Annotated in this window: 19 protein-coding genes and 3 pseudogenes; 9 read left to right on the top strand and 13 right to left on the bottom strand. The window is 38.4% G+C overall.

Annotated elements, in window-relative coordinates:
- Both ABH966_RS23710 and ABH966_RS23715 read right to left on the bottom strand, forming a co-directional pair.
- Positions 1 to 376 (bottom strand): annotated as a pseudogene (locus ABH966_RS23710) (hypothetical protein); the annotation flags it as partial.
- Positions 377 to 868: 492 nt separating this feature from the next.
- Positions 869 to 2,242: an HD domain-containing protein gene (locus ABH966_RS23715; protein ID WP_370082782.1), complete on the bottom strand. Its 1,374-nt coding sequence runs from the start codon at positions 2,240 to 2,242 to the stop codon at positions 869 to 871.
- A gap of 108 nt (positions 2,243 to 2,350) precedes the next feature.
- On the opposite strand from ABH966_RS23715, the gene ABH966_RS23720 reads away from it, so the two are divergent.
- Entirely contained in the window at positions 2,351 to 2,503 is a 153-nt protein-coding gene (locus tag ABH966_RS23720) for a hypothetical protein (RefSeq protein WP_370082784.1), read from the top strand.
- Positions 2,503 to 2,667: a hypothetical protein gene (locus ABH966_RS23725; RefSeq protein ID WP_370082786.1), complete on the top strand. Its 165-nt coding sequence runs from the start codon at positions 2,503 to 2,505 to the stop codon at positions 2,665 to 2,667. The genes ABH966_RS23720 and ABH966_RS23725 overlap by 1 nt, the downstream gene beginning before the upstream one ends.
- Before the next feature lie 189 nt (positions 2,668 to 2,856).
- Here the strand turns inward: ABH966_RS23725 and ABH966_RS23730 are convergent, their stop codons facing one another.
- Complete coding sequence (locus ABH966_RS23730) at positions 2,857 to 3,081, bottom strand: YuzB family protein (RefSeq protein ID WP_049667962.1); 225 nt, start codon at positions 3,079 to 3,081, stop codon at positions 2,857 to 2,859.
- Positions 3,082 to 3,328: 247 nt separating this feature from the next.
- Here ABH966_RS23730 and ABH966_RS23735 point away from each other — a divergent pair, with 247 nt between their 5' ends.
- On the top strand, positions 3,329 to 3,976 hold the full coding sequence (locus tag ABH966_RS23735; RefSeq protein WP_370082788.1) for an RsfA family transcriptional regulator: 648 nt from the start codon (positions 3,329 to 3,331) through the stop codon (positions 3,974 to 3,976).
- A gap of 46 nt (positions 3,977 to 4,022) precedes the next feature.
- Here ABH966_RS23735 and lipL read toward each other — a convergent pair whose 3' ends face one another.
- Entirely contained in the window at positions 4,023 to 4,856 is an 834-nt protein-coding gene (gene lipL, locus ABH966_RS23740) for an octanoyl-[GcvH]:protein N-octanoyltransferase (RefSeq protein WP_370082790.1), read from the bottom strand.
- A gap of 157 nt (positions 4,857 to 5,013) precedes the next feature.
- Here lipL and hemQ point away from each other — a divergent pair, with 157 nt between their 5' ends.
- Positions 5,014 to 5,763 carry a hydrogen peroxide-dependent heme synthase gene (hemQ, locus tag ABH966_RS23745; RefSeq protein ID WP_370082792.1) on the top strand — a complete coding sequence of 250 codons (750 nt, stop codon included), beginning with the start codon at positions 5,014 to 5,016 and terminating at the stop codon, positions 5,761 to 5,763.
- 50 nt (positions 5,764 to 5,813) lie between these two features.
- Here hemQ and ABH966_RS23750 read toward each other — a convergent pair whose 3' ends face one another.
- Positions 5,814 to 5,996 (bottom strand): hypothetical protein, encoded by a 183-nt coding sequence (locus ABH966_RS23750; protein WP_370082794.1) that lies wholly within the window; start codon positions 5,994 to 5,996, stop codon positions 5,814 to 5,816.
- A gap of 1,179 nt (positions 5,997 to 7,175) precedes the next feature.
- Here ABH966_RS23750 and ABH966_RS23755 point away from each other — a divergent pair.
- Entirely contained in the window at positions 7,176 to 7,559 is a 384-nt protein-coding gene (locus ABH966_RS23755) for a cell wall hydrolase (RefSeq protein ID WP_370082859.1), read from the top strand.
- A 21-nt stretch (positions 7,560 to 7,580) separates the two neighbouring features.
- Positions 7,581 to 7,922: a spore coat protein GerQ gene (gene gerQ, locus ABH966_RS23760; RefSeq protein WP_142509394.1), complete on the top strand. Its 342-nt coding sequence runs from the start codon at positions 7,581 to 7,583 to the stop codon at positions 7,920 to 7,922.
- A gap of 274 nt (positions 7,923 to 8,196) precedes the next feature.
- Here gerQ and ABH966_RS23765 read toward each other — a convergent pair whose 3' ends face one another.
- The 5 genes from ABH966_RS23765 to ABH966_RS23785 all read right to left on the bottom strand — a co-directional run bounded on the left by ABH966_RS23765 (position 8,197) and on the right by ABH966_RS23785 (position 11,504).
- Positions 8,197 to 9,375: a M20 family metallopeptidase gene (locus ABH966_RS23765; protein ID WP_370082796.1), complete on the bottom strand. Its 1,179-nt coding sequence runs from the start codon at positions 9,373 to 9,375 to the stop codon at positions 8,197 to 8,199.
- A 216-nt stretch (positions 9,376 to 9,591) separates the two neighbouring features.
- Positions 9,592 to 9,972 carry a DUF423 domain-containing protein gene (locus ABH966_RS23770; RefSeq protein WP_370082798.1) on the bottom strand — a complete coding sequence of 127 codons (381 nt, stop codon included), beginning with the start codon at positions 9,970 to 9,972 and terminating at the stop codon, positions 9,592 to 9,594.
- Positions 9,973 to 10,242: 270 nt separating this feature from the next.
- Positions 10,243 to 10,509: a YwdI family protein gene (locus ABH966_RS23775; RefSeq protein ID WP_370082800.1), complete on the bottom strand. Its 267-nt coding sequence runs from the start codon at positions 10,507 to 10,509 to the stop codon at positions 10,243 to 10,245.
- Positions 10,506 to 10,685: a uracil-DNA glycosylase gene (locus ABH966_RS23780; RefSeq protein WP_068985233.1), complete on the bottom strand. Its 180-nt coding sequence runs from the start codon at positions 10,683 to 10,685 to the stop codon at positions 10,506 to 10,508. Before ABH966_RS23780 ends, ABH966_RS23775 begins: the two co-directional genes overlap by 4 nt.
- Before the next feature lie 141 nt (positions 10,686 to 10,826).
- Positions 10,827 to 11,504: a uracil-DNA glycosylase gene (locus ABH966_RS23785; protein WP_370082802.1), complete on the bottom strand. Its 678-nt coding sequence runs from the start codon at positions 11,502 to 11,504 to the stop codon at positions 10,827 to 10,829.
- Positions 11,505 to 12,031: 527 nt separating this feature from the next.
- On the opposite strand from ABH966_RS23785, the gene thiD reads away from it, so the two are divergent.
- On the top strand, positions 12,032 to 12,862 hold the full coding sequence (thiD, locus tag ABH966_RS23790; protein ID WP_370082804.1) for a bifunctional hydroxymethylpyrimidine kinase/phosphomethylpyrimidine kinase: 831 nt from the start codon (positions 12,032 to 12,034) through the stop codon (positions 12,860 to 12,862).
- Between the two features lie 275 nt (positions 12,863 to 13,137).
- Here the strand turns inward: thiD and ABH966_RS23795 are convergent.
- Positions 13,138 to 13,630: pseudogene (locus tag ABH966_RS23795) on the bottom strand (Rrf2 family transcriptional regulator).
- Between the two features lie 10 nt (positions 13,631 to 13,640).
- Here ABH966_RS23795 and ABH966_RS23800 point away from each other — a divergent pair.
- A pseudogene (locus ABH966_RS23800) lies at positions 13,641 to 13,859 on the top strand (NAD(P)H-dependent oxidoreductase); the annotation flags it as partial.
- Between the two features lie 34 nt (positions 13,860 to 13,893).
- Here the strand turns inward: ABH966_RS23800 and ABH966_RS23805 are convergent.
- Positions 13,894 to 14,445 (bottom strand): acyl-CoA thioesterase, encoded by a 552-nt coding sequence (locus ABH966_RS23805; protein ID WP_142509401.1) that lies wholly within the window; start codon positions 14,443 to 14,445, stop codon positions 13,894 to 13,896.
- Between the two features lie 182 nt (positions 14,446 to 14,627).
- Between ABH966_RS23805 and ABH966_RS23810 the strand changes: the two genes are divergently transcribed.
- On the top strand, positions 14,628 to 14,957 hold the full coding sequence (locus ABH966_RS23810; protein WP_370082806.1) for a hypothetical protein: 330 nt from the start codon (positions 14,628 to 14,630) through the stop codon (positions 14,955 to 14,957).
- Between the two features lie 396 nt (positions 14,958 to 15,353).
- On the opposite strand, the gene ABH966_RS23815 is transcribed toward ABH966_RS23810, so the two are convergent.
- Positions 15,354 to 15,716: a DUF779 domain-containing protein gene (locus tag ABH966_RS23815; protein ID WP_370082808.1), complete on the bottom strand. Its 363-nt coding sequence runs from the start codon at positions 15,714 to 15,716 to the stop codon at positions 15,354 to 15,356.
- Between the last annotated feature and the right edge of the window lies 1 nt (position 15,717).

Below are 15,717 nucleotides of genomic sequence, written 5' to 3' on the forward strand. Positions count from 1 at the left end.
GTTGTTCGACTTCACCCGTGGAACCAGTACTAGTCCCTTCACCATTTCCAGACTCTTTTGGTGTTTCAGGTTGTTCTCCTACACCTGTGGAACCAGTACTAGTCCCTTCACCATTTCCAGGTTCTTTTGGTGTTTCAGGTTGTTCGACTTCACCCGTGGAACCAGTACTAGTCCCTTCACCATTTCCAGACTCTTTTGGTGTTTCAGGTTGTTCTCCTACACCTGTGGAACCAATACCATCATCTTTTCCAGATTCAGCTGCAGGTGCTACAGGTTGTTCTTGCTCTACTGCAAACACTGAAATCGGTGATAATACCGTTTGGAATACGAGTAGCATTAAGATCATTGCTATGTTTAATTTTTTTAATTTCTTCATGTTTCTCTCCTTTTCTAAGTTCAGAGGGATACCTGTTGGTATTTGCTGACGACGTTGCATCCTTTCTGCATGTTGCAAAAGTATGCCACAAACAATAGGTTGGTCTCTCTTTCCTTCTATTCAGATGTCGTCATACATTCTATTAAGTACTCACGAGTAGGTATTCATGATGACTTATGTATGTTCGATGTACAATTCGAATGTATACATAGTACTTTTGTGACACCTTTAATAATCGACCTCACCCCCCTTAGGGTTTTAGGCTCATTATATAAGATGATACTAAACAATTTCTAAACAATCACGGACTTTCTATTTAAAAAATTCTAAAAAATTCTATATTATTTCCACTTTTTTCATCTTTATACACGACAAAAAAACAGTGAAAATAACTCAATTAGAGTACTTTCACTGTTTTTCACTATTTGTATGTTGAAATACTATTTAATTTAATTATTTTATATACACATTTTTATACATAAAAAAAATTTTTTAATTTTTCCCTTTTCCTTGAAGTAAGGCTAATATTTTCTTCTTAATATCGGAATGGGTACTGTTGTATTCTAAGAAATCTAGAGGGAAATAGACTTTATGATCTCGCTTCATGCGGCCAGAAATAGAATCAACAATAATAGATTCACGCGATAGCTCTCGTAGCTCTCCATTTTTCATTTCTAAGAAAATAGGAACACGCACTTCTTCCTCTCCAGGTCGATAAAAGTCATAAGGTAAATCTGCCGTCGTATCGTGGACAAGGTAATATTCTGGATTTAAATCAGCTTGCTTGAAGAGTTCTTGGAGTTTTTGATATTTATCTAGCTCTACACCTGGGTCTAAATCGATGTATTGAAATAACTTTCGATTAACAAAACGGCGGCTTAAGTCACTTAGTATAGCATCTTCCTCTTGCATCCAAAGCTGAAAATATGTAAAAAGAATACTTTCATCTAATGCAAGATAATCCTCAAGGGTAATTGAGTTGCGGAAAAACGCTAAGAAGTGTGTAGGCTCGTGCTTAAATTTGTAGCCTGCCAAGCTTAGTTGTTTAGCTCGTTTTAAAATATTATTTAAAACAACCTCTGCACTGCGAGATACTGGGTGGAAATAAATCTGTAAATACATTTGATAGCGGCTCATTATATAATCCTCTACCGCATGCATGCCCGTCGTCTTAATAACGACCTGATTTTTTCGTGGACGCATCACTCTTAAAATACGTTCCATATCAAAATGACCATAGCTTACACCAGTGAAATAAGCATCACGCTGTAAGTAATCCATACGATCTGCGTCTATTTGGCTCGATATTAAACTGACGACCTGCTTATTCGGATATGTTTTTTCAATTACCTGTGATACTTTCTCTGGAAAATCAGCTGATACTTTTTTTAATACTGCATTCACTTCTGTATCGCCGAGCAAAATTTGTCTTGTATAAAATTCATGATCAAGCTCAAAGACATTTTCAAAAGCGTGTGAAAATGGTCCATGCCCTAAATCGTGTAATAGGGCTGCACAAAGCACAAGCAGTCGTTCATCCTCATCCCATTCAGGACGACCTGCAAATATATCATCTACTATGCGGCGTACAATTTCGTAAACGCCAAGCGAGTGACTAAAGCGGCTATGCTCCGCTCCATGGAATACTAAAAATGTTGTACCGAGCTGGCGAATTCGTCGTAATCGCTGAAATTCTTTCGTGCCAACTAGATCCCAAATCGCTTGATCCCGTACATGCACATAGCGATGCACTGGATCCTTGAATACTTTTTCCTCTTGTAATTTAGCTTTTGCATAATGTGTCAATTGTACAGCACCCCCGTTTCCTATTTGTTCTATTATATGCGATAAATATAGGACTAGCATACATATTTCCTTTTAATTATAGAGACTATCAACCTAACTCGCTGTATTCTCGTCTTAATTTAGGATTCTATTGACCTAATTTCCATGCTCATCACCATAACGTGGGGGTTGATTTCCGTTCCAACTGGGCGCTTTCCTGGGAGTCTAACCGTCGCTTTGGCTCTTCTTTCCGTCACCTCGATGACTTTCCGTCGCTCTGATGATTTTATCCGTCGCTCCAGCTCTTCTTTCCGTCACCTCGATGGCCTTCCGTCGCTCTGATGATTTTATCCGTCGCTCCAGCTCTTCTTTCCGTCACCTCGATGGCCTTCCGTCGCTCTGATGATTTTATCCGTCGCTCTGGCTCTTCTTTCCGTCGTTTCGATGAGTCTTTCCGTCGCTCTGGTTCTTCCTTCCGTCACCACAGAGTCTTTCCGTCGCTCTGATGATTTTATCCGTCGCTTCGATGAGTCTTTCCGTCGCTCTGGCTCTTCTTTCCGTCACTTCGATGATCTTTCCGTTGCTTCAATGATTCTATCCTTCGCTTCAACTCTTCTATCCGTCGCTATATTAAAAATGCAGAAAAAACAAAAACTATCTCCAACTAGACTAGTGAAGATAGCTTTTTGTTTTACTTATTTTTTTAACTTTGCTAAAACCTTTTCCATTAGTTCTTCTTCCGTTAATGCAGCAACAGGACGGCTATTTACAAAGGTAAATGTTTTTTTACGTCCTGGGCCACAATAAGAATGACAGCCAATTTCGATGGTTGCATCAGGATCGATTTCCTTTAATTTTGGAATTAACGTTTTTAAGTTAACGGCCTGACATTCATCGCAAACTTTAAATTCGTTTGCCATTTTGTCAACAACCCTTTCTATATAGTATTTTTTTAATCAAAAAATCAAAAATTCGTCTCTATTGAACGTATGACTTTCACATAGTTAAGTATGTAGCATACGTACAAACCTACATCGGGTATTGTATCGCATTTTTCCCCTTGTATTCAAGCATAATAATTCCTTTCACATAGATGAATAAAAGGTTAAAAGATTGGTCATGCTAGTTGTAAATAAAAGTTCCAAATAAAGGTGGGAGGATTTTAATATGAGTAAAGTAAGACAAGATGCTTGGTTAGAAGAAAACGATGAATTATTAGCAGAGGCGGTTATTCGCCATGTGACGGAAGGTAGTACACAATTAAATGCCTTTGAAGAAGCTGGTGATGCTTTAAATCGTACTGCTGCTGCATGTGGTTTTCGTTGGAATGCTGTTGTTCGTAAAGAATATGAGGAACAATTATCAGAAGCCAAAAAGGAAAGAAAAGAAAGAATGCGAGTGTTAGGAGCTCCAGCAAGACGCCGTGCTTCTAGTATGTTTACAGTTAATAGTAGTGCTGCAGAGGGTAAATCGATTCCTCTATCTGCATTAAATCTTGATATTGTTATAGCCTATTTACTACGTTTACAACACTCTGGTGAAATAGGTAATGAGTCTTCAAAATGGAGACAACTAGTACACGTAACATCTGAGAAAAATAAAAAACTAGAGAAGACAATTACACAGCTAGAAGAGGAAAATAGAGCTATTCGAAAAGATTACGAGCAATTTGTTCAAATTATGAACCGTGCTAGACGACTAGTAACACTAGATGAAGAGGAAGAACGAATTGCACCTGTTTTCAAAATGGAGAAAAACGGAAATCTTGTTGTAAGTAGCACTTATACACAAGAAAATGGCGATGCGCTTAATTAGCAGCATCGCTTTTTTCTTTGAACATGGCACCCTTACTGATTATGCTTCACTTTGGTTCAAGCATTTTCTTATTCCGATCTAAAACACGTTGTAAATAAAACGCATATAGCGTCAATTCTTCATCATGAAAAGATTCAGCTCGAATGTCTTCTGCCATGTTGTGAAGAAGCTGCTGTAAACGAATAACAACGACTTCCACTGTTAATGATGCATCAATTAGTTCAGATAATGACGCCATCACATCAGGGACAATGTTTGGATACGTAAATTTTGTTTCCTCACCCTTTAGACTTTCCTCATAAAAGTCACGAATGAGTGCAGCTCGATCTGAACCGCTTCCTTCAATACATAAATAAATTTGCACTGCTACCCCTTGACGTAAGCGTCTCTGAGAAATACCAGCAAATTTCTTTCCTGCAATACTTAAATCATAGGAACCTGGACAATAGGAGCCTACAATTTCATAGGCTTCAATTTGATCCGCTACTTCAGGGAACAAGCCTTTTACTAGAGCTACCATGACATCATAGCCATCATTAATGCTTAGCGCTTCCGTTTGTTCAGATAAAACAATAGAAATATTCAGTACACCTTCATCAAGCACCACTGCTAATCCGCCTGAATTGCGTATAATAGGATCGTAGCCACGTTCTTTGAGCAAGTCCATGCCCCGCTGCACATATGGTAAACGGTGATCCTGAATACCAAGCACAACCGATGCATCATGTACCCATGTACGAATAGTTGGTGGAGAGGCTAATTGCCCAACTAACTGACATAAAGTATCGTCTGTTGCAAAGGATTCAAGTGGCGATCTTTGCTTTGCGCTAATGGATTGATCGTAAAAACGCCAAATCGGCTGTTGTAAAATACTTTTCATGATTGGAGCTCCTCTATCTACATCTATTCTCTTTAGAATACATTATCTATAGAAGGTGTCAAATTCGTGAAATGCCATCATGAACTTAGGGAATTTGTACAAACTATGATAAACTAAAATTTGAATGGTATTCACTTATAAAGGAGTGTTTTTAATAATGAATGAAGCAGCAATTACTTTAGATGGTTGGTACGCTTTACATGATTTCCGCTCAATTGACTGGGCTTCATGGAAACTAGTTTCTGCTGAGGAACGCCAAGCAGCAGTAGAAGAATTCATTGCATATTTAGAAAAATTAAACGAGGCTGATATCGCTAAAACAGGTGCTCATGCATTTTACGCAATCGTTGGTCAAAAAGCTGACTTTATGATTATGACATTACGTGAAACAATGGATGAGCTACAAGAGCTTGAAGCTGAATTCAATAAATTAGCGATCGCTGATTTTACTATTCCTACATATTCGTATGTATCTGTAGTAGAGCTTTCTAACTATTTAGCCGGTGATTCAGACGAAGATCCTTACCAAAATCCACATGTGCGTGCTCGTCTATATCCTGAACTTCCACGTGCTAAACATGTATGCTTCTATCCAATGGATAAGCGTCGTCAAGGCAATGACAACTGGTATATGCTTTCAATGGATGAACGCAAATCTCTAATGCGTTCTCACGGTATGATTGGTCGTGGCTATGCAGGTAAAGTTAAACAAATCATTACTGGTTCTGTTGGCTTCGACGATCACGAATGGGGCGTAACACTATTCGCAGATGACGTACTACAATTCAAAAAATTAGTTTATGAAATGCGTTTTGATGAAGTTTCAGCTCGCTACGGTGAGTTCGGTGCATTCTTCGTTGGAAACCTTCTTGATAACGAAAAACTTGTGAAATTCTTAACTGTCTAAAATGCTTTTAAATATAAAAATGCGAGTCCATAGTAGCGGACTCGCATTTTTTAATATTCATTTTCTTCGCTGTTCTCTGATTCCAATATTAAAATAATTGTATGAATAAAAAAGCCAGTTAGAATCATAAGAAAAACTAAATACCAATTATAAGGTTGATGATAGTATTCTGCTATACCAACGGCCATGAATGCACTTATGATAATTGCTACAAACGTACCAAAACTATGCATTATAACACTCCTTCATGAAAGCAAAAAATAATTTTCCACTTTAGTATGTCACAATTTGTTTTTAATATACTTGCAAAACATTAGATTTCATCTATTTAATCAAAAAAAATTAACAAAAAATAAGAAAGTGTCACCACAACGATGACACTTTCTTATTTTCATACCTCAAGACCTTTCATCCTTAACCTTCAAAATTAGTATGATTGTATGGATGAAAAATCCTACTACAATTATTAATATAAAGAGATACCAATGGAGTGGCTGTCCGTAAAAACTCCCTACTAAAAATGCCAGCACAGCACTCAACAAAATGCCTACCCAAACACCAATCTCCATACCCTATCACCTCACATGTATTCAATACACATGCAATTTCCTATCTCACATTCCCGATTATATTTTCTATCTCCATTTACCCATTTTTGCAAAATTTAGGATCATCACCATAACGTGGGGTTGATTTCCGTTCCGGCTAGGCTGTTTCCTGAGGACGTTGGGGCAAAAAATGTTTTCTGTGTGAAAGCGTAGCGCAGCAACAGAATGCTCATCACAAGGCGTTACCACGGGACGTGATGCTATTTGCCTTCGTTTCCCTACCCTTTTGCGCTTCGGGTCTTATCTGTGACGCTGTTTCCCAAGGAGCTCATCCTCACTCCAATCAACTTATATATGGCATACGTTTGGTGTTGAATATCTAAATTTTTAAAATCTGGCCCTCTTTTACAGACTACTCGTTATTACTAATATATGCTTAGCATTTTTAAATTGTGAATTTCTTTCGATCAACTATGCCTCGGCATAGTTGTTGCTGTCGCTTCGCTTTCGCACAGATAAACAATGCGCTCGGAGGCTTTGTTTTCTGTGCGAAAGCGTAGTGTTAACGCAGCGGCAGCAACAAGATGTTGGTCACTCAGTCATTGCCACAGGACGTGGCGTTCTTAGACTGAGTTCCTCTATTTCAGCAGGTGTTTTGGCATCCACTGAAAAGTAACTTAGCCCCGTATTCATCTCCCCGCCTATAGTGGTGGGAGACATCTGTACCTGTCGCTTCGCTTTCGGTCAAAAGACATCTGCTGAAAAAAGTTAAAATTGAACATGTCTACAATACCATCATGCATATACTGTCTGCGAGGAGGAGTGAAAATCGCCGTTATAAAGACGAATGATGCACAAACAGCCATGTTAGCAAAGCTTATGCGCTCTGAGGCAGAAGGTGAAGGAAATTTAGGTATGCTGATGGTCGGCAATGTTGGCGTCAATCGTGTACGAGCCGATTGTTTAGATTTTACGGATGTTCGTACAATTGAACAAATGGTTTTTCAGCGTCCTGGGGGCTTTGAAGCGACACAAAAAGGCTACTTTTATCAACGAGCACGTGATCAAGATCTTCGATTAGCGAAGAGAGTTATTCAAGGCGAAAGATTCCATCCGGCGACTCGTTCGCTATGGTTTTTCAGACCTGAGGGAGATTGTCCAGCGCAATGGTATGGTCAGTGGAACACGGGAAGATTCAAAGCACATTGCTTCTTCTCGCCAACCGAAGAAGATTGTCCTCAAATCTAAAAGAAAGAAGGTTGATAACTTATGATGCCTTATTATTGGACACCGACAACGCAACAACAAATGCCTCCACAGGTAATGCCTCCACAGACGACTGGAGCACGACCACCTGGACGGGAGCAATCGTATATTGAAAATATTTTCCGTTTGAATCGCGGAAAACCTGGTACTTTCCATTTTTCCTTCGAGCATGCGGTAGAGCAAGGGAAAAACACGAAAACTGTGCGAGGCGTTGTAGAAGCTGCTGGTCGAGATCATGTTATTTTACGTGAACTCAAATCGAATCATCGTTTCCTATTCCCAATGATTTACTTTGATTTTGCTGAGTATGATGAAGAAATGGCTTATTTTAACCAAAATCCATAAGAAATAAGCTATTCAAAAATTCATATTTTCTTATATGGTAAAATCCCGCTCCTCTATATGCGAATAAAATAAGTACAGAATCGGTTTGCTCCTTCGCTCCGTTTTACTCACGCTTCGTCGCATTGCAAGTTCCGCTAGACTGCCAATTGGGTCTGGTGTTCTTGCTTGCATTGCAAATATTTTCGTATGTAACGAGGAATCTGCATGGATATTTACCATTAGATCAAAAGAATTGGCATGTTAGGATACCTCCTAGCATGCCAATTTTTATTTACTATTGGTTTTCTTGTAAAAACTGCAATGTTGCTTTTCCTAATGTTTTAGCAGCAATCAACATTGCACGTTCATCAAAGTCAAAGCGTGCATGATGGTGAGGATATGCTACTTCCCATTCTGGCTTTTTAGCACCTGTGAAGAAAAATGTTCCTGGTACATTCTCTAAATAATACGCAAAGTCCTCACCAATCATAAATGGTGGGCACGTTATTATATTTTCTACTCCAGGTATATCTGCTGCAAGTTGTGCAATAAATTCTGTTTCTTTCACATGATTATACACAGGTGGATAGCCTCTTGTATAACGATAGTCATAACTTGCACCGAATGCCAAACAAGTGGCATTTAAAATGGCCTCAAGTTCTTGCTCCATTTGTTTACGTACCTGCTCTTCAAAAGTACGGACTGTTCCAGCTAATACTACCCGTTCGGCAATAACATTGAAAGGATTAATCGCCTCCAAATGACCAATCGTTAAGACGGCTGATTTTAATGGATCAATACGTCGAGATATAATTTGCTGTGCATTAACTACAAACTGTGACGCAAGTGTAACTGCATCTATAGAATGATGAGGCTCCGCACCGTGACCACCTTTGCCATGAATCGTAATTTCCACTTTATCCGCAGCAGCCATAATTGCTCCATCTCTCACCAATATATCCCCTAACGGTGTTGGTGCCCATAAATGTGTACCGAAAATAACATCTACTCCATCTAAACAGCCATCTTCAATCATAGGCTTTGCTCCACCTGGTGCCATTTCTTCTGCATGCTGATGAATAAATACCACATTGCCCGCAATATCATCCTTTATAGCATTAAGTGCTTTAGCAAGCCCTAATAATGTTGCAGTATGACCATCATGTCCACATGCATGCATTTTACCATCCACTTTTGATTTATAAGGGACGTCATTTTCCTCCTGAATTGCCAATGCATCAAAATCAGCGCGCAGTGCCACTGTTTTACCTGGCTTCCCTCCGCGTAAAGTAGCAACAACACCACGTTCACCTACATGCTCACGAACCTCATGTCCTAATGCTCGATGAAAAGCAGCTACATAGGCTGGTGTTTCCACTTCCTCAAAGGATAATTCCGGGTATTCATGTAAATGACGACGAATCGCTACCATTTCATCATAGTTATTATCTAGTAAAGTAAAAAGCTTCTCCATATCACAAAACCTCACTTCCTATTTGTCGAACTTATTTGATAATAATAGTGTACTATAAATCCTTACAAAAACAATAGGAATTAAAACTACCTTTCTATTGAAATAATATTGTTGATGAGGAAGGAAAATTCTCTTGAAAGAGGTCTGTAATAAAACAAAAACCCCCTCACACATTGTGCAAAGGAGTAACTTAGAAAGAAAATTTATATTCAATTTTTATCGCGCATGTTTAAGGGCAGCAACTATAATTAGAACCCAGCCAGTTAAAAATAGAACACCACCAATTGGTGTGATGGCACCTAGAACTTTAACGCCGCTAATTGCCAGTACATATAAGCTTCCTGAAAAGAAGACAATACCTAGGTTAAAAAAGATTCCAGCTAAATTTAACTGCTTTACTTCACCTAGTAGTTTCGAGCTCATCAATATGCCAATCACCAGTAAAGCCGTGGCATGAAACATTTGGTACTGAACAGCTGTTTCCCAAATTCCGCGACTATAATCGTCTAGAACCTCTTTTAAAGCATGTGCACCGAATGCACCCAATGCCACTGCTAAAAAGCCATGGAGTGCACCTGTTACGATAAATTTTTTCATGTCATTTTCCCTACCTTTTATCAATTTCACCTTGGCGAATTGTAGCTGACGCTTTGCTTTTGCTACAGAAAACATTTGCCGCTTTCGCGCAGATAAACAATGGTCCGGATTTTGAATTGTGCTTGCACAATTTATTCCTTTCAAAATCTGTGACATCCGCCGGAGGCTTTATCTTCATTCAGTAGGCGTTGGGACACCTACTGAAAAGGAACCACATCCGCATTCATTTAGCCACCTTCAGAGGTGGGAGTCTTCGCTGAATAAAGATAATTAAAAGTCAAAAATTGAATCACCATTTGCTCCGTCTTCTTCTTCAATTTTTGCCGTATATAGGCTTGTTTGCTTTGGCTCTGACACAAGCATTTGTGGCAGATGTTTTGACTGGGCTTTAGAAATGCTATCAGATGAGTCTAATACCACATCACATAATGCTCGGATTGCCGTTAAGGCTTCACGAATTTGTTGTTCGTCTCCTGCATTTTTGACACCAGATAATTGTTTTTCAAGTTGTTGAATAACGGCTTGATAAGGAATCATTGCATTCTCCCACTTTCTGCTTTTGGCACAAATTTTAGACAGTCTGTGCCAGAGGATTGTTTAACGACAACAGATGGTATTTGCTTCGTTTTAAAGCCATATGCTACACAGGCCCGTGGAGTTTGTGGGTCCCACGTTACTTTAAAATATTGACATTTGAAACAATTTACCTTCATCGTCGTTCCTCACTTTCTTCTATTAACTGTAACACGAAATGATGAGTGATGTGCATCAATTTCGCCTTGGTGTAATTGTTGCTGTCGCTTCGCTTTTGCTAAAAAATATTTACTGAATGAAGAAATACGATTTGTGCCAATCTAAGCTAGACTCCAATCAATTGGTTGCTCTCCCCATTCCACTAACTGTGTATTGATCTTGGAGTATGGTTTACTGCCGAAAAAACCTCGATAAGCACTTAGTGGACTTGGATGAGGTGCTTCTAAAATTAAATGTGGTGTTGAGTGTTTACGAATTAATTGTTTTTTACGTTGTGCTGGTTTACCCCACAGCACAAAAATAATTGGTTTATCTCTTGATGCTAATTTATCGATTACAGCATCGGTAAATTGCTCCCATCCTTGTTCTTTATGAGAATTCGCCTGACCTGCTCGAACAGTTAATACTGTGTTCAATAACATTACTCCCTGCTGCGCCCATTTTGTCAATGTTCCATTTTGAGGGATTGGACAGCCAAGATCATCTTGTAACTCTTGTAGCATATTGCGTAGGCTTGGTGGATGTTTAATTCCCGGCATGACCGAAAAGCTTAATCCATGTGCTTGGTTTGGTCCATGATACGGATCCTGACCTAAAATTACGACCTTTACATCTTGATAAGCCGTCGTATTAAATGCATTCATTATGTCATTTATCGGGGGATAAATTGTTTCTGCTGAATATTCATCTGCTACAAATTGACGTAGCTTTGTGTAATATGTCTTTTCTATTTCTTCTGCAAGTATTGCTTGCCAATCATTCAGGAATTCTTGTTTCATTGTAATATAAGCCCCTTCCTCTTCTTACAACGGTACAAAAAAATAATGTTGAATTCAAGTATCCCGTTCAATTATGCCTTGGCATAATTGTAGCTGACGCTTTGCTTTCGCTACAGATAAACAATGCGTCCAGATCGGCTTTGTGCTTAGACCTGCAGATGTTTTTTGTGCGGAAGCGCAGTGCTAACGTAGCGGCAGCGACAGATGTTTTTTGCGCGAAAGCGTAGCGGCAACAGCAACGATGCAGGTCAGTTAGCCTTTATCGCATGGATACAATGGTTTTAGGCTAACATCCTTATGAACTCCTTTCCGATTCTGTGACATCCGCCAGAGGCTTTAACTTCTTTCAGATGAAGAGTGAGAAAAACCCACATCCATCTCACCGTCTTTAGAGATAGGAGACTTCTACTGAAAGAAGTTAAACTGACCTTCTAAAAATATCTAACTCTGACTATTTTTATAACATCAGAATAAGACTATACTAGATGGTAATTTTAAAACTTTCATCTATAAAGGAGATATTCCACATGGCTCTTAAAAAAACTTTAACGATTGCTGGTTCAGATACATCAGGTGGCGCAGGTATGCAAGCTGATCTTAAAACATTTCAGGAGCACGGCACATATGGCATGGTGGCATTAACAGTTGTCGTAACAATGGATCCAAACGGTTGGACTCATAACGTAACGCCATTACCAACAGAGCTTTTACAAAAACAAATCGATACTGCTCTTTCAACAGGCATTGATGCCGTAAAGACCGGTATGCTATCAACAGAAGAAATTATTCGTATCGCAGGTGATGCTATCGCAAAATCTGGTACGGAAAATGTTATCATTGACCCTGTAATGGTATGTAAGGGAGAAGATGAAGTATTGAATCCTGGCAATACAGATGCCATGATTCAACATCTTTTACCATTGGCTGCAGTTACAACACCTAACCTATTTGAGGCTGGCCAATTAGCTGGAACTGGAACACCAAAAACTATCGAGGAAATGAAAATAGCCGCTCGTAAAATTCACGACCTTGGTGCCAAAGCCGTTGTGATTAAAGGTGGAAAAGCGTTAGCTACTGAAAAAGCAACTGACTTATTCTTCGACGGCGAAAAATTCTACTTATTAGAATCTGAAAAAGTAGCTTCTACTTATAACCACGGGGCTGGCTGTACATTTGCTGCTTCCGTAACAGCAAACCTCGCGAACGGTCTTTCAGTACAAGAGGCTGTAATTGAAGCAAAAGAATTCGTTTCTGCTGCAATCGCTCACGGTTGGGCATTAAATGACTATGTAGGACCAGTTATGCATGGTGCAAAATCTCGTTTTGGCGCACCACAAGTAACAGTGACAGAAATTTAAAAGCGAAAAGAGACTGGGACATAACTAGCTGATATCCAGACAAAGAGAAATCGATGTCATTCGATTTCTCTTTTTTCTTGGATTTATTGAGAAATCTATAAACGCTTTGTGCGCTTGTTTCGATACTTTTCGTTCAGAACGTAGTTTTTCAATTTTTTGATCATACGCTTGTACTTTTTCAACTAATGGAATACTGCCATTTTTGCTCCAAAAGAAAAAAGCGATTTCTCGTTATGAAAAATCACCAAATAATCTCCTTTTACTATTTCTAAAAGTTAACTTTTATTTCTTTTAAAGAATTCTTTTGCTTCTTCTATTTGCTTACTTGGTAAAGTGCGTAGTAATTCTTGTTCTAACCATGCTATTGTCTTATTCCGTAAATAATTTCGCATTTGTTCTTCAGCCTCAAGCATTACAATATTAATAGTACAGTTCGATTAACTCGAACAAGATTCACACTCTTTGTCTGTGTCTTGATAAGCAAAGTTTGCTTTAATATTCCTACACTGAAATATTGGCTTTTCACCTTCAACAGCTCGTACAACATCCCAAAACGAAATATCTTCTGGTTTCTTATTAAGACGATAACCTCCTTTTACGCCAGGTACTGAACTTACAATCCCTTCCTTAGACAACTTACCTAAAACTTTTGAGAGATAGGTTTCTGATAACCCTTGAAATTCTTATCCCAATGCTTTCACTTGGTGGTACATCTATTAAATAAACAAGACTGTGTAGGGCATATTCAACCATGACACTATATTTCATTATTCACCGGGTCGTTATACAGGCAAGTGGTTCACTCTATACAAATGACGATTGGTATACTGAAGTGGAATATTCCTATAAGTACCTTAAATCAATGTTTAATTTTCTTGGGATAGAAGATTTTAAAATCCTGCGTGTCCAAGGAACAGCATTATTGAATACAGAAGATATTTTACAAAACGCACTTAATGATTCGGACCAATTATCCGTTGAATTAGCTCATAAATAACGAAAAGGCATCTGATTAGTTTCAGATGCCTCTTTTACATATAGTAGTTCTCCATCATTTCGAGCCGATAATCCCATGGATCGTTCATCGAAATGAATTGAGCCAATGCCTTACTTTCCTTTTTACGATCTGCACGCGCCTTTGCTCGTTCAGATGCCGTTTCATGTAGTTTTGTTTCCTCTACTGTTTCTGGAATAACAGATGGAACTGGGGCTGGTTTATTATTTTCATCTAATGCAACAAAGGTTAATAAGGCTGTTGCCGCTACCTTACGTTCTCCCGTTTTCAAATTCTCAGAAATGACCTTGACGAAAACTTCCATTGAAGATGTCCCTGTCCACGTTACATAAGATTCGAAATAGACAGAATCGGTCGGGCGTATTGGATGCAGGAAGTCTACAGAATCCGTTGAGGCTGTCACACAATCTCTACGACTATGCTTAGCAGCAGAAATTGAAGCTACTTGATCGATGTCACTCATTAATCGACCGCCAAACAGTGTATTATGATTGTTAATATCATTCGGAAAAACTCGACTTGTACGCATAACTCTAGAATCTTTACAATATTTAAAGTTTTTGTTCACATCTATTCCCCCTAAAAACAACTGTTTATTTCTACTATATTGCTCTATTTTTCCATAAAAATCAAATAAATTATTTGAAAATTAAGAATTTTTATTTCAGCTGTCGTTTTTTATTAATTCTCTGGACAAGATACGCTACTACTTCATATGCCATATATTAGCTGTATACGGGAGGGAGAAAAATGGCAAGACGTAGACAACAACAAGACCCAAACGGAGAAGGGAATTTCCTAGCTGGTCAAGAAGCAGGTCTCCTAGGTGAAGATACAGGTACCCAAAGTGGAGATATAACCTCTACCAAAGTAGAATTAATATCTTCAATGGTTTTGACAATAGGGTATTCACTAGCAACCCTCTCCACCATTTTAGCATTGCAGGAAGAAGAGGCAAATGAACAAGCAAGAACATCCGACGCGCAAAATCAAAGTGTACAATTTAGACAAATGCATAAGCATCTATCACATCTCAACAATCGTCTAGATTCCATTGAACGAAAACTCAACCGATATTAACAAATACATACCCCCACAAAAACCGCTAATTATAAAAAGCCGCAATTCTCCGTCATAAAAGAGAATCGCGGCTTTTTTTACTATACTATGATAATGAACTTTCAGTCTTCTTCCCTTTTTTACAGCTATACATATCAATGCTGAAGGAATGTCATCTATTGTACCAAGATAGAATTCGTTATTACCTAGTTTAAAATTCCCTTCAACATCAAGCGCTGCCTTTCCGTCAGTTAAGGAAGAAATCATGGTCAGTATCTTTTCATTTGTGAAACCGTATACAATACAAAACGACACATTTTGTACAAAATTGCTTTCACACTCATTATATTGATATATTTCTATAATTTTTTCAAGGATATTGCTTGAAAATCTTCATAGATTAAAAGATGCAATCAATTAAAAGAGCTTTATTACTTCTCCATACTCTTCTGTTGTGAATACTCTAGAGTTTGTAATAAAATGCATATTTTCAACACTATCTAAAGAAAAACTTGCACCTCTGCCCTCAATCGCATGAATAATCAATTGCGTATGCTTAAAATATTCATATTGCGCTCTATGAATGTAAAAAGGAACGTCGCCTATTGTACCAAGATAGATATCGTTTTCACCAATTTTAAAATCTCCTTCTACATAACACATCGGTGCAGAGCCATCACAGCAACCTCCAGATTGATAAAACATGATAGCGCCATGCTGACTCTTAATTAACTCTATTAAATTTAAAGCCTCTTTTGTTGCAATCACTCGTTCTACCATG

The sequence above is a fragment of the Lysinibacillus sp. RC46 genome, assembly GCF_041262385.1.
In the GTDB taxonomy this organism is placed as follows: domain Bacteria; phylum Bacillota; class Bacilli; order Bacillales_A; family Planococcaceae; genus Lysinibacillus.

What these genes read in the sequence shown, in the direction of transcription:
- ABH966_RS23715 (WP_370082782.1), bottom strand. Translation starts at nt 2,242, where the DNA reads ATGCTAGTCCTATATTTATCGCATATAATAGAACAAATAGGAAACGGG.
- ABH966_RS23725 (WP_370082786.1), top strand. Translation starts at nt 2,503, where the DNA reads ATGATTTTATCCGTCGCTCCAGCTCTTCTTTCCGTCACCTCGATGGCC.
- ABH966_RS23730 (WP_049667962.1), bottom strand. Translation starts at nt 3,081, where the DNA reads ATGGCAAACGAATTTAAAGTTTGCGATGAATGTCAGGCCGTTAACTTA.
- ABH966_RS23735 (WP_370082788.1), top strand. Translation starts at nt 3,329, where the DNA reads ATGAGTAAAGTAAGACAAGATGCTTGGTTAGAAGAAAACGATGAATTA.
- lipL (WP_370082790.1), bottom strand. Translation starts at nt 4,856, where the DNA reads ATGAAAAGTATTTTACAACAGCCGATTTGGCGTTTTTACGATCAATCC.
- hemQ (WP_370082792.1), top strand. Translation starts at nt 5,014, where the DNA reads ATGAATGAAGCAGCAATTACTTTAGATGGTTGGTACGCTTTACATGAT.
- ABH966_RS23750 (WP_370082794.1), bottom strand. Translation starts at nt 5,996, where the DNA reads ATGCATAGTTTTGGTACGTTTGTAGCAATTATCATAAGTGCATTCATG.
- ABH966_RS23755 (WP_370082859.1), top strand. Translation starts at nt 7,176, where the DNA reads ATGTTAGCAAAGCTTATGCGCTCTGAGGCAGAAGGTGAAGGAAATTTA.
- gerQ (WP_142509394.1), top strand. Translation starts at nt 7,581, where the DNA reads ATGATGCCTTATTATTGGACACCGACAACGCAACAACAAATGCCTCCA.
- ABH966_RS23765 (WP_370082796.1), bottom strand. Translation starts at nt 9,375, where the DNA reads ATGGAGAAGCTTTTTACTTTACTAGATAATAACTATGATGAAATGGTA.
- ABH966_RS23770 (WP_370082798.1), bottom strand. Translation starts at nt 9,972, where the DNA reads ATGAAAAAATTTATCGTAACAGGTGCACTCCATGGCTTTTTAGCAGTG.
- ABH966_RS23775 (WP_370082800.1), bottom strand. Translation starts at nt 10,509, where the DNA reads ATGATTCCTTATCAAGCCGTTATTCAACAACTTGAAAAACAATTATCT.
- ABH966_RS23780 (WP_068985233.1), bottom strand. Translation starts at nt 10,685, where the DNA reads ATGAAGGTAAATTGTTTCAAATGTCAATATTTTAAAGTAACGTGGGAC.
- ABH966_RS23785 (WP_370082802.1), bottom strand. Translation starts at nt 11,504, where the DNA reads ATGAAACAAGAATTCCTGAATGATTGGCAAGCAATACTTGCAGAAGAA.
- thiD (WP_370082804.1), top strand. Translation starts at nt 12,032, where the DNA reads ATGGCTCTTAAAAAAACTTTAACGATTGCTGGTTCAGATACATCAGGT.
- ABH966_RS23810 (WP_370082806.1), top strand. Translation starts at nt 14,628, where the DNA reads ATGGCAAGACGTAGACAACAACAAGACCCAAACGGAGAAGGGAATTTC.
- ABH966_RS23815 (WP_370082808.1), bottom strand. Translation starts at nt 15,716, where the DNA reads ATGGTAGAACGAGTGATTGCAACAAAAGAGGCTTTAAATTTAATAGAG.